Genomic DNA, 11390 nt, shown 5'->3' with positions numbered 1-11390 from the left:
CATGAGTATAAAATTAGTAGCAACGGATATGGATGGCACCTTTTTAGACAGTAAAGGTCAGTTTGATATGGACCGCCTCAAGCAAGTTTTGGCTCGCTTCAAAGAAAAAGGTATCTACTTTGCTGTAGCCAGCGGGCGCGGCATCTTGTCGCTGGAAAAGCTGTTTGAGGAAGTGCGCAATGAGATTATTTTTATTGCTGAAAACGGCAGTTTAGTGGAATTTCACGGCGAGGATCTCTATGAAGCGACCATGCCTCGGGATTTTTATCTCAATGTTTTTGACAAGCTGCAGGAATCTCCCTATGTCAATGTCAATGAGCTGCTTCTAACGGGCAAACGTGCCTGCTATGTCTTGGAGACTGTGGATCCGACCTATCTTTCTTTCAGTGCTCATTATAATGAAAATATTCAAAAAGTAGCTAGCTTGGCTGATATCGACGACGATATTTTCAAGTTTACGACCAATTTTGCTGAGGACCAAGTCGCAGCTGGTGAAGCCTGGGTCAATGAGAATATCGATGGAGTCAAGGCCATGACAACTGGCTTCAAGTCCATTGACATCGTTCTGGACCATGTGGATAAGGGGGTTGCCATTGTCGAGTTGGCCAAGAAGCTAGACATAGATCTTTCTCAAGTCATGGTTTTTGGTGATAATCTCAATGATTTGCACATGATGCAGGTGGCTGGCTATCCGATCGCGACTGAAAATGCTCGCCCTGAGATTTTAGAAGTCGCCAAGGAAGTCATCGGTCACCATGATGCTCAGTCGGTTATCACTTACATGGAGGGATTATAATGTCAGATATAAAACTGATTGCTCTGGACTTGGATGGAACTCTCCTGACTTCAGACAAGAAGATTTCTGAGCGCAATCTAGCAGCTCTAAAAGCAGCTCAGGCCAAGGGAGTTAAGGTAGTTCTGACTACTGGTCGTCCCCTTAAGGCCATGGACTTTTTCCTGCATGAGCTGGGAACAGACGGTCGAGAGGATGAGTACACCATTACTTTTAATGGTGGTCTTGTTCAGCGCAACACTGGAGAAATCCTCGATAAAACAGTCTTTTCTTATGATGATGTAGCCCGGATTTATGAGGAGGCGGACAAGCTCCATATCCCGCTTGATGCTATCTGCGAAGGACTTGTCTATCAGATTCAATCCGATCAAGATTCGCTTTATGCTCAGTTCAATCCTGCTCTGACCTTTGAGCCTGTTGATTTCAGCGACTTATCCAGCCAGCAGACTTACAATAAATGTGTCACTGCTTATGCTCAAGAACCACTGGATGCGGCTATTGAGCAAATTTCACCGGAATTATTTGAGCGCTATGAGATTTTTAAATCTAGAGAAATGCTGCTGGAGTGGTCCCCTAAAAATGTCCATAAGGCTAATGGTTTGGAGAAACTAATTGCCCATTTAGGCATTGAGAGAAGTCAGGTCATGGCTTGTGGTGATGAAGCCAACGATCTGTCTATGATTGAGTGGGCTGCTCTGGGAGTAGCCATGCAGAATGCAGTAGCCGTCGTCAAAGAAGCAGCCAATGTGGTGACACCTATGACTAATGATGAGGATGCAGTGGCTTGGGCTATTGAAGAATATATACTAAAGGAGGATTAGCCGATGGGATTATTTGACCGCCTTTTCGGCCGAAAAAAACAAGAACCACCGATCGAAGAAGTTGTCAAGGAAGCATTGGAAAACATTGACGAGCTTGAAGAAGAAACAGCGCCTGCTCCAGAAGCAGGAGAAAATCTTGAAGCGGAAGCTGTTCAGTCCTATCAGGACGAGCAGCAACTTGATGACCAAATTTCGGATACAAAAGATAGTTTAGCTGATGTTGAAGAGCCAGCATCTCAAGCTATCCAAGAAGAAAGCAAGGAGCCAGAGCATGAAAGAGAAATTATTGCAGAAAATCAAGAAGTGGCTCAAGGAGCAACTCAGACTGAAGAAACTTTAGAAGAGCACCAGCCTGAAAGCAGTGACGAAACGGTAGAAGAAGTTGTTGAACAAACGGATCTTTCGGATGAAGCATCATCTCATACCGAGCACGAAGCAGCTTCATATGACGAGGTGGCAACTGATTCAAATAATGAGTTCGAGCCAGAAACAGCTGAGGAGTCACTAACAGAATCAGAACAGGTCGTTCAAGCAGCTGATGTTGCTGAAGAATCAGAAGCAGCCGCTACAGAAGAGCCTGCTGATCTTCCTCAAGAGGAATCCACTCAGGAAAAATATGACCGCAGCCTAAAGAAAACTCGGACAGGATTTGGAGCACGGCTTAATGCCTTCTTTGCTAATTTCCGCTCGGTAGATGAAGAGTTCTTCGAAGACTTGGAAGAACTGCTCATCACTAGTGATGTAGGGGTTCAAGTGGCTTCCAGTCTGACTGAGGAACTACGCTATGAAGCTCGTCTGGAAAATGCTAAAAAACCAGCTGCTCTACGCCAGCTGATTATTGAAAAATTGGTGGACATTTATGAGAAAGATGGCCGCTTTAATGAAAAAATCAATTTCCAAAATGGACTGACTGTCATGCTCTTTGTAGGGGTCAACGGAGTTGGTAAAACCACCTCTATCGGTAAACTAGCCTATAAGTACAAACAACAAGGCAAGAAAGTCATGTTGGTAGCAGCAGATACATTCCGAGCTGGAGCGGTGGCTCAGTTGGCTGAATGGGGTCGGCGCGTAGATGTTCCAGTAGTAACGGGGCCTGAGAAGAGCGATCCTGCTAGCGTGGTTTATGACAGTATGGAGCGTGCTCAGGCAGAGCAGGTTGATGTTCTTATGATTGACACGGCTGGCCGCCTGCAAAATAAGGACAACCTCATGGCAGAGCTAGAGAAAATTGGCCGCATTATTAAGCGAGTGGATCCAGAAGCACCGCATGAGACTTTCCTAGCTCTCGATGCTTCAACCGGTCAGAATGCTCTGGTTCAGGCCAAGGAATTTTCTAAAATCACTCCAGTCACAGGAATTGTATTGACAAAAATCGATGGAACAGCCCGAGGCGGAGTTGTGCTAGCCATTCGTCAGGAATTAGATATTCCAGTGAAGCTGATTGGCTTTGGAGAAAAGATTGATGATATCGGTGAGTTTAACTCAGAGAACTTTATGAAAGGCCTGCTTGAAGGCTTGGTATAAAACAAAAAACCAGTACGAGTACTGGTTTTTTGTGAACAATTTTTAAATCTTATTTGTTTGGAGACCACTGCCAGTCAGCTCCAAATTCTCTAAGGAGTTCAAAGGAAGCATCTGGTCCCATAGAACCGACAGGATACTCATGAAGAGGCACTTCGTTGCTACGCCAGAGCTCTTCAATCTGATCGATCAGCTCCCAGCTGGAGCGGACTTCATCCCAGTGGCTGAAGTTGGTTGAGTCATTGTTGAGGACGTCAAAGATTAATTTTTCGTAAGGATCAGGGGAAGCACCGCTAGCTGTTGCGTCTGTTCGATAGTCCAGAGAGAGAGGAGCTAAGCTGAAGCGTTCACCGACCTCTTTGCCATTCATGCTGAGTGAGAAGCCCTCAGTTGGCTGGATGTGAATGGTCAGAACATTTGGTGCTAATTCCTCGCCAAAGATGGACTCCATTTGCTTAAAGACGATATTGACAAGAGTGCCTTTTTCAGTGAGGCGTTTACCAGTCCGGAAGAAAAATGGAACATCACGGAAACGCTCGCTATTTACGAAGAAAGCTCCTGAAGCAAAGGTTTCAGTCATGGAGTCAGGATTGACATTAGGTTCACTCCGGTAAGAGATGTATTTCTTACCTTTGACCGTGCCAGACTTATACTGACCGCGGATAAAGAAGCGTTTCAAGTCATCTTTATCGGGCTGTACCAAGCGTTCAAAAACTTTGACTTTCTCTGCCCGAATGTCCTCTTTGCTGAAGCTTTTCGGCTTGTCCATAGCTAAGAGTGATAGGAGCTGCAGAGTATGATTCTGTACCATATCGCGCAGAGCACCAGACTGGTCATAGTAACCGCCACGTTCTTCGACACCAAGCTTTTCGGCAAAGGTAATCTGGACATTGTCAATATAGTCACGATTCCAGATATTTTCAAAGAGAAGATTGGCAAAGCGGATAGCGAAGATGCTCTGAATCATTTCCTTACCTAGGTAATGGTCAATACGGAAAATCTGCTCTTCATCAAAGGCCGCCAAGAGTTCTTCGTTAAGTTGGCTGGCAGTTGCCAAGTCTGTTCCGAAAGGTTTTTCGACAATCAGGCGTTCAAATCCTTTGCCATCTACGATATTTTCAGACTTGAGATGTTTGGCAATGGTACCGAAAAATTGCGGAGCCATGGATAGGAAGAAGAGCTTATTGTGCTCGGCTTGGTATTGCTCATTGAGTCGGTTTTGAAGCTTGCGCAGCTCAATGTAGTGCTCGGTATCCTGCACATCATGACTTTGATAGTAGAAGTGACTGGCAAACTCTTGGGCTTGCTCGGGGCTGTCAGCTAAATCAGCGATTGCTTCGACAACGACAGACTCAAAATACTCCTTGCTCCAAGGCCGGCGGGCTGTTCCAATGACTGCAAAATGCTTGGAAAGATTACCAGACTTATAGAGCCTGAAGAGGGATGGATAGAGTTTTCTTTTGGCCAAGTCACCGCTGGCTCCGAAAATTGTTACAATAACTTTTGAAGACATCCTGATACCTATTTTCTAAATGATGTCTCTATTTTATCACAATTTTTCTAAAGATTGTATTCAGAAATTCGGTTTCTGAAAAGGGAGACAAATAGAAAGAAATTGACCGCTGCTTGAAACATATTCAAAGATAAAAAATGAGGCTAAGACACGATTGTGCCAGCCTCGTTTTCTTTATTCAAATACCCGATAAACGTAAGGATTTTCCGGTTTTTCTACCTTATCAAAGCTTTCTACTTCTAGAGTTGGAAGGCTTTGTCCCAGACTTTTATGGTAGTGCATGGTAATTTTTCCCTTGGCATGAATCCAGGTATTATTCTCGAAATGCTGGGTATTTCCAGTCGTCAAGAGGCCATAGACACCTGAGTCGGCGATACAATGGATAATACCGAAACGAAAGAGAAATTGGCTCTTCTGATCGCTGGGATCATTGTAGACAAATCCGGTGAACTCCAGCGTCTTCCCTACAAACTCGTCGGGATAATCATAGATGACCTCCATGATTTCCATGTAGTTCTCAGTTGTGACCTGAATGGTATCTTGCTTGACATATTTCTTGGCAGCTGCCCGCATTTCTTTTTCGTAAGCCCCTTTGGTAAAGTAGGTGCTAGTGTCCGGCTTCAGGTATTGACTGGTAGTTCCTTCGTCCTGCTGAATAGCAGTTGAAGTTCCCTCAGCCAGCGGGAAATGAAATCCTTTAGCCGAAACTGTTGTCGAATCCAAGGTAACAGTTGGAAAGAAAATTCCTACAAAAAGCGGAATGACAAGGAGTAGCACGCTGCCTAACTTGGCCCAGCGAGTGCTTAAATGACTGTGGACCTCCATCTTTTTCATCCAGATGATGAGCTGCACAACTGCCAAGATAAAGGATAGAATCATGGATAGATAGGCCAGATAGGAATAGTGGAGATTGATATATTGATTAAGCTTGCCCGTCAGCTGCAGATACATGGTAATCTCAAAGTAGCCGACTAAGATTAGAAATCGAATCATAGCACCACCCCCACAAGCCAAGAGTAAAGAAAGACGACGACGGTAACCAGGCTGATAAATTGCCAGATAAAGCGTGTCTTAAAGTAGTTTTTCATCATTAGCAGATTCTTGACATCTAGCATAGGCCCAATGACCAAGAAAGCTAAGACTGGCGATAAGCCGAAGCTAGCAATCAAAGAGCTTCCGATGAAAGCATCAGCTTCGCTGCAAAGTGAGAGCAGGAAGGACAGCAGCATGAGCAGAAGAATAGCAACAGCTGGTGTTGAGCTGATGGAGGTCAAGATTCTGGTTGGCACATAGACCTGGACTAGGCTGGCGAAGAGACAGCCAAAGACCAGATAGCGGCCTGTATCGAAAAATTCGTCAATGGCCTGAACAAAGACCTGAAAAAGCTTTTGTCCCTTACTGAGATGTGAAAAATCATGCTCATGAACAGCCTTGCGATTTTCTTTTTGAATATTGCTGTCTGCAAAGAAGCCCAGAAAAATCCCTAAAAGAACAGCCACGACCATAGAACCTAAAGCACGAAGCAGAGCCATTCGGAAGGAATTACCAAAGGCTGAGTAGGTCGCAAAGAGCACGATGGGGTTGATGACTGGAGCCGTTACCAGAAAAGGCACAGCCGTGTAACTGGGAACTTTCTTTTCAAGAAACCGATTTATAATGGGAACAATTCCGCACTCGCAAGAGGGGAAGACAAAACCAACCAAGCTTCCAAAGAAAATCCGAGCCCATTTGTTCTTGGGTAGGAAACGATAAACCTTGTCTGGCGTGACATACACCTCGATAAAGCCAGAAATGATACTTCCAATCAAGACAAAAGGCAGGGCTTCAATGATAATAGAGAGAAAGATGGCACCAGCTTGCAGGACACTGGCCGGTAGCTGAGAGAAGAAGCTCATTCTTTCTTATCCTTCTCATTTTTAGATTTTTTCTTGTCTTCCTCAGGGAACTCTACCTTTTCCATCTTGGGCAGGGTCGCAAACTCCTCGAACATCTTGTCCAAATCATCTGATCTAGTAAATTTAACAGCCATAAAGGCACCTCATTTCTAAAATAATAATTCTATTATACTACCAATTATCAAAAAATGAAATTTTGAAACATAAGAGGTTCTTTGTCGTTAATCTACCCTAAATTTTTTTGTACAAATAGTACTAAATAGTTCTAAAACTGCCTATCTTTCAAAGCACTTGTGATATAATAGGATTGTTATGGAAAATATAAATATTGAAAAAATTGCCCAGAAATTGGGCCTTAAAGAAAGCCAAGTATCACAGGTCCTAGATCTGACCGCTGAAGGAAATACGATTCCTTTTATTGCTCGTTACCGTAAGGAAATGACAGGAAATCTGGATGAGGTAGAGATTAAGGAAATCATTGACTTAGATAAGAGCATGACTACCTTGGCAGAGCGTAAAGCGACGGTCTTAGCTAAGATTGAGGAGCAGGGCAAACTAACGGATGCTCTTCGCTCTGAGATTGAAGCTGCTGAGAAGCTGGCTGATGTGGAAGAACTTTACCTGCCCTACAAGGAGAAGCGCCGTACCAAGGCTACTGTTGCCCGTGAAGCAGGTCTCTTTCCTTTGGCCCGCTTCATCCTACAAGATGCGGCTAATCTGCAGGAAGAAGCTGAGAAACTTACTAGTGGAGCCTTTCCGACAGCAGAAGCTGCTCTAGCAGGAGCAGTGGATATTCTGACTGAAGCAATTTCTGAAGACACCAAGTTACGGGCTTGGACCTACCATGAGATGCAGACCAATTCTCTTATCGTGTCCAGTCTCAAAGATGGTGATTTGGATGAAAAGCAGGTCTTCCAGATTTATTATGATTTTTCCGAAAAAGTAGCGACCATGCAGGGCTACCGGACACTGGCCCTTAATCGTGGTGAGAAGCTAGGTATTCTCAAGGTTGGTTTTGAGCACAATCTTGAGAAAATTCTGCGTTTCTTTGAAGTACGTTTCAAGGTGAAAAACGCCTATATTATTGAAGCTGTTCAGCAAGCGGTTAAAAAGAAAATCATTCCAGCCATGGAGCGCCGTATTCGGACCGAGCTGACTGAAGTTGCTGAGGATGGTGCGATTCAGCTCTTCTCAGAAAATCTCCGTCATCTCCTTCTGATTGCTCCTCTCAAAGGTCGCGTAGTACTGGGCTTTGACCCAGCCTTTCGAACAGGGGCTAAGCTGGCTGTTGTTGATGCGACAGGCAAGATGCTGACGACCCATGTCATCTATCCCGTTCCACCAGCAAAGTCAGCTCAGATTGAAGCTTCTAAGAAAGAGTTGTCAGATCTGATTGAGCAGTTTGGCGTGGAAATCATTGCCATCGGAAACGGAACTGCCAGCCGAGAAAGCGAAGCCTTTGTAGCGGAAGTTTTGAAATCTCATCCGAATGTCAGCTATGTCATCGTCAATGAAAGCGGAGCATCTGTATACTCTGCTAGTGAACTGGCTCGTCATGAGTTTCCAGATTTGACGGTTGAAAAGCGTTCAGCTATTTCCATTGCCCGCCGATTGCAGGATCCTTTGGCTGAGCTGGTTAAGATTGATCCTAAGTCTATCGGGGTTGGCCAGTACCAGCATGATGTCAGCCAGAAAAAGCTGTCTGAAAGTCTGGACTTTGTCGTTGATACCGTGGTCAACCAGGTCGGAGTTAATATCAACACCGCTAGTCCTGCCCTGCTGGCTCATGTAGCTGGTCTCAATAAGACTATTTCAGAAAATATTGTTAAGTACCGGGAAACGGAAGGCTTGATTCGGTCTCGCGAGGCCATCAAGAAAGTTCCGCGTCTGGGTGCAAAGGCTTTTGAACAGGCGGCCGGCTTCCTGCGTATTCCTGAAAGTGATAACCTACTAGACAATACAGGCGTTCACCCAGAGTCTTATAAGGCTGTGGAGGAGCTCTTTAAGCGTCTGGAAATCAGCAGTTTGGATGAAGCTGCCCAAGCTAAGTTAAAAGCTGTTCAGACTGCTAGTTTGGCTGCAGAGCTAGGCTTGGGAGAAGCAACCCTCAAAGATATTATTGCTGATTTGCTCAAGCCTGGCCGAGATTTGCGTGATTCCTTTGACGCGCCAGTTCTGCGGCAGGATGTCTTGGATATCAAGGACCTGCGCATCGGTCAAAAACTGGAAGGAGTCGTCCGGAATGTTGTCGATTTTGGAGCTTTTGTGGATATCGGTATCCACGAAGACGGTCTTATTCATATCTCCAAGCTGAGCACGGACTATATCAAGCACCCTAGTCAGGTCCTATCTGTTGGCGACTTAGTCACAGTCTGGGTGGATAAACTGGATGTGGAGCGGGAGAAGGTCAACCTCTCTCTGATAGCACCAAATGAATCTAACTAACTATGTCAAGCGGGTTTCGCTTGAGGATTTTGGCTGGGAATTCCGCCACCAAGCTTATTGGAACAAGCGTCTCCGCACTACAGGGGGACGCTTCTTTCCTAAAGATGGTCATTTGGATTTCAACCCAAAAATCTATGAAACTTTTGGGCTGGAGACCTTCCGAAAAATTGTTCGCCATGAGCTGTCTCACTATCACCTCTATTATCAGGGTAAAGGATACCGCCATGGGGATAGAGATTTTAAAGAACTGCTCAAGCAAGTTGATGGTCTGCGCTACGCTCCTTCCTTGTCCGACTCGCAATCTTTTCTCGTCTATGAATGCCTGAGCTGCGGAGCACTTATCCGTCGTAGACGTAGAGTCAATCTTCAAAAATACCGTTGCGGACGCTGTATGGGCAAGCTCCGTTTGTCAGAGAAAGCTTGATAGATTAGCGAGAGAGTTCCTTGAAGAACTCTCTTTTTCAAAAGAATGAATATTCTAATCCATAATCAGCCTTTGGCCCGATTGTTTTCTCATGAAATATGGTAGAATAAAGTAAATATGATCATTGAGGTCTCTATCATGAACGTGAAATTCTATAAGTTGAAAAAGAATCGACTGATTTCCGGTGTCTTGTCCGGTCTATGTGATAAATTTGATTTTGATCTGAGCCTGGTGCGCTTCCTCTTTATTATCTTTACTGTGGTCAATTTCGGCTTGGGAATTCTCATCTATATCCTGCTAGCTATGGTTATGCCCTATAAAGAAGACATAGAAGAAGAAATGTACGGAACTGGCCCACGCAAACGAAAAGAAGCTGAGGCTATCAAAGACGATAAAGACGGTTGGTTTTGGTAATTCTTAATAAAATAGAAAATTTCGGGATGCACTCCCGATTTTTTACTAGATGAAGAGGAGAGAATGATTTTATGAAAAAATTTTCAATCAAATGGTATGCATTCAAGTTCTTGTTTTATATTATTCTGTCATATATCGTTAGTTTTGGAGGACTTGGTCTTCTGGCTTTTCTCTTTAAGTTTAACTATGGCACTAGTCTGACAGTATCTTTTCTAGGAATGATGATTTTTGGCTATGGCTTTTTGAATTTTTTCTTCTTTCTATTTACACCACCAATTAGTCAATCTCTGAAAAAAAGTGTTTTGCTACTATCTATTTTCATGCATCCACTTTTTATTGCAGTTTCTGTTTTCTTTTTGAATATTTCTCATGAAAATGGTCTAAGCAATTGGTTCAATAGCTTAAAAAGTATGATTCCAATATTATTCATTTGCCTTCTAGTTAATACTTCCATTTATTTCTTAGCCTATTCTATCAAAAAGGCACGTGAGCAGGTACATATAACTAAACAAATGGAAAAGGCTGAGTCCCTTGATTTATCAGATCATTTTGAAGATTAGAAAGGCAGTATTATGAAACAATTTTCTTTACCGGTGTATTTGTGGAAATTTTTCCTGTATTTGATTATTAGTTTAATTCTACATATAGTTCTTATTTTTGCTGCTGGCATGGTAGCAGGAGGATATGCTGGCTTGTTTGTTTTCTTTATAGGTATTCTAGCTTTTCCATTTGGCTTGTGGAATTTATTCTTTTTCTTGAAAGTATTATCCCCGGAGCAAAGCTCAAAGCTTTTAGTAAGACTTGTATCTATCTTATTTCTGCCAGTTCTAACTCTCATAATTTATGGTTTTGTTGGAGGTTTCCAAATAATTATAAACTCCCTTCCTAACAGCCTATTTTATATTTTTGGTATGCTAGTTTCAAATACAATCGTATTCTCTATAGCTCATTCAATAAACCTTTCTAACTATAAAAAGCGAGCTATGTCTCAAACTGAAAATGATCAGAGTGAAATAGACTGAACCTTACAAATTCAACGAAAACCTAAGCACTTATCCAAGGAGGAAATATGACAGAAGTTTGGAATGCCTATGACTTAAATCGAAATCAACTCCCTTATCTCCTGGTTCGAGGCGAAAAAATTCCTGAAGGACAGTTTCATCTATGTGTTAATGTCTTGGTTCGCCATCAGGATGGTGATATTCTCTTTATGCGGCGGTCAGCCAATAAAAGTCTCTATCTTGGCTACTATGAGTTCGGAGCAGGAGGGAGTGTGTTGGCTGGAGAGGATAGTCAGACTGCTGCACTACGTGAATTAAAAGAAGAAACAGGCCTGGTTCCTGACAGCATCAGACTTTTGGAGCAGGTGTGCTCTGTCAATGATCAGTGCCATTTCGACTACTATGAAGTGGTTGTGTCTGGCGATAAGAGTCAAGTCTGCTATCAGGAAGGCGAAACAGATGCCCACGTCTGGTTACCCCTGAAAGAGGTCCCTGCCTTTGTAGAAAACCATCCTTGTTTTAATAACCAAAAGAAGATTCTTAACAGCCTGCTTGACTAAGAC

At 43.5% G+C, this 11390-nt stretch carries 13 protein-coding genes; 9 read left to right on the top strand and 4 right to left on the bottom strand.

The window, feature by feature from the left end; genetic code table 11:
* Position 1: 1 nt before the first annotated feature.
* The 3 genes from J1C77_RS07950 to ftsY are packed head-to-tail and all read left to right on the top strand — an operon-like array spanning position 2 to position 3138.
* Positions 2-796: a Cof-type HAD-IIB family hydrolase gene (locus J1C77_RS07950; RefSeq protein WP_002920737.1), complete on the top strand. Its 795-nt coding sequence runs from the start codon at positions 2-4 to the stop codon at positions 794-796.
* A complete protein-coding gene (locus tag J1C77_RS07945; RefSeq protein ID WP_002920738.1) occupies positions 796-1614 on the top strand; it encodes a Cof-type HAD-IIB family hydrolase in 819 nt (272 codons plus the stop codon). Before J1C77_RS07950 ends, J1C77_RS07945 begins: the two co-directional genes overlap by 1 nt.
* 3 nt (positions 1615-1617) lie before the next feature.
* Complete coding sequence (gene ftsY, locus J1C77_RS07940) at positions 1618-3138, top strand: signal recognition particle-docking protein FtsY (RefSeq protein WP_002920739.1); 1521 nt, start codon at positions 1618-1620, stop codon at positions 3136-3138.
* A 49-nt stretch (positions 3139-3187) separates the two neighbouring features.
* Here ftsY and zwf read toward each other — a convergent pair whose 3' ends face one another.
* The 4 genes from zwf to J1C77_RS07920 form a co-directional block, all read right to left on the bottom strand.
* Positions 3188-4648, bottom strand: a complete 1461-nt coding sequence (gene zwf / locus J1C77_RS07935; RefSeq protein ID WP_002918699.1) for a glucose-6-phosphate dehydrogenase — start codon at positions 4646-4648, stop codon at positions 3188-3190.
* 174 nt (positions 4649-4822) lie between these two features.
* Positions 4823-5641 carry a TIGR03943 family putative permease subunit gene (locus J1C77_RS07930; protein WP_002920740.1) on the bottom strand — a complete coding sequence of 273 codons (819 nt, stop codon included), beginning with the start codon at positions 5639-5641 and terminating at the stop codon, positions 4823-4825.
* Positions 5638-6543 (bottom strand): permease, encoded by a 906-nt coding sequence (locus J1C77_RS07925; RefSeq protein ID WP_002920741.1) that lies wholly within the window; start codon positions 6541-6543, stop codon positions 5638-5640. Before J1C77_RS07925 ends, J1C77_RS07930 begins: the two co-directional genes overlap by 4 nt.
* Positions 6540-6677, bottom strand: coding sequence for an SPJ_0845 family protein (locus J1C77_RS07920; protein ID WP_002897213.1), 138 nt, complete (start codon positions 6675-6677; stop codon positions 6540-6542). The genes J1C77_RS07925 and J1C77_RS07920 overlap by 4 nt, the downstream gene beginning before the upstream one ends.
* 178 nt (positions 6678-6855) lie before the next feature.
* On the opposite strand from J1C77_RS07920, the gene J1C77_RS07915 reads away from it, so the two are divergent.
* The 6 genes from J1C77_RS07915 to J1C77_RS07890 all read left to right on the top strand — a co-directional run bounded on the left by J1C77_RS07915 (position 6856) and on the right by J1C77_RS07890 (position 11387).
* Positions 6856-8988 (top strand): Tex family protein, encoded by a 2133-nt coding sequence (locus J1C77_RS07915; RefSeq protein WP_002920742.1) that lies wholly within the window; start codon positions 6856-6858, stop codon positions 8986-8988.
* Positions 8975-9412 carry a SprT family protein gene (locus J1C77_RS07910; protein ID WP_002920743.1) on the top strand — a complete coding sequence of 146 codons (438 nt, stop codon included), beginning with the start codon at positions 8975-8977 and terminating at the stop codon, positions 9410-9412. The genes J1C77_RS07915 and J1C77_RS07910 overlap by 14 nt, the downstream gene beginning before the upstream one ends.
* Before the next feature lie 138 nt (positions 9413-9550).
* A complete protein-coding gene (locus J1C77_RS07905; protein ID WP_023916493.1) occupies positions 9551-9826 on the top strand; it encodes a PspC domain-containing protein in 276 nt (91 codons plus the stop codon).
* Positions 9827-9897: 71 nt separating this feature from the next.
* Complete coding sequence (locus J1C77_RS07900; protein WP_002920744.1) at positions 9898-10386, top strand: hypothetical protein; 489 nt, start codon at positions 9898-9900, stop codon at positions 10384-10386.
* A gap of 12 nt (positions 10387-10398) precedes the next feature.
* The gene (locus tag J1C77_RS07895) at positions 10399-10848 is read left to right on the top strand and encodes a hypothetical protein (protein ID WP_002920745.1); all 450 of its coding nucleotides are present in this window, start codon (positions 10399-10401) and stop codon (positions 10846-10848) included.
* Between the two features lie 47 nt (positions 10849-10895).
* Entirely contained in the window at positions 10896-11387 is a 492-nt protein-coding gene (locus J1C77_RS07890; protein ID WP_002920746.1) for an NUDIX hydrolase, read from the top strand.
* Positions 11388-11390: the final 3 nt, after the last annotated feature.

The sequence above is a fragment of the Streptococcus sanguinis genome (assembly GCF_050223295.1).
GTDB classification, from domain to species: domain Bacteria; phylum Bacillota; class Bacilli; order Lactobacillales; family Streptococcaceae; genus Streptococcus; species Streptococcus sanguinis_X.
This window is presented reverse-complemented; position numbering and strand designations above follow the sequence as displayed.

Coding starts and splice junctions, on each gene's coding strand:
- J1C77_RS07950 (WP_002920737.1), top strand. CDS start 2: ATGAGTATAAAATTAGTAGCAACGGATATGGATGGCACCTTTTTAGAC.
- J1C77_RS07945 (WP_002920738.1), top strand. CDS start 796: ATGTCAGATATAAAACTGATTGCTCTGGACTTGGATGGAACTCTCCTG.
- ftsY (WP_002920739.1), top strand. CDS start 1,618: ATGGGATTATTTGACCGCCTTTTCGGCCGAAAAAAACAAGAACCACCG.
- zwf (WP_002918699.1), bottom strand. CDS start 4,648: ATGTCTTCAAAAGTTATTGTAACAATTTTCGGAGCCAGCGGTGACTTG.
- J1C77_RS07930 (WP_002920740.1), bottom strand. CDS start 5,641: ATGATTCGATTTCTAATCTTAGTCGGCTACTTTGAGATTACCATGTAT.
- J1C77_RS07925 (WP_002920741.1), bottom strand. CDS start 6,543: ATGAGCTTCTTCTCTCAGCTACCGGCCAGTGTCCTGCAAGCTGGTGCC.
- J1C77_RS07920 (WP_002897213.1), bottom strand. CDS start 6,677: ATGGCTGTTAAATTTACTAGATCAGATGATTTGGACAAGATGTTCGAG.
- J1C77_RS07915 (WP_002920742.1), top strand. CDS start 6,856: ATGGAAAATATAAATATTGAAAAAATTGCCCAGAAATTGGGCCTTAAA.
- J1C77_RS07910 (WP_002920743.1), top strand. CDS start 8,975: ATGAATCTAACTAACTATGTCAAGCGGGTTTCGCTTGAGGATTTTGGC.
- J1C77_RS07905 (WP_023916493.1), top strand. CDS start 9,551: ATGAACGTGAAATTCTATAAGTTGAAAAAGAATCGACTGATTTCCGGT.
- J1C77_RS07900 (WP_002920744.1), top strand. CDS start 9,898: ATGAAAAAATTTTCAATCAAATGGTATGCATTCAAGTTCTTGTTTTAT.
- J1C77_RS07895 (WP_002920745.1), top strand. CDS start 10,399: ATGAAACAATTTTCTTTACCGGTGTATTTGTGGAAATTTTTCCTGTAT.
- J1C77_RS07890 (WP_002920746.1), top strand. CDS start 10,896: ATGACAGAAGTTTGGAATGCCTATGACTTAAATCGAAATCAACTCCCT.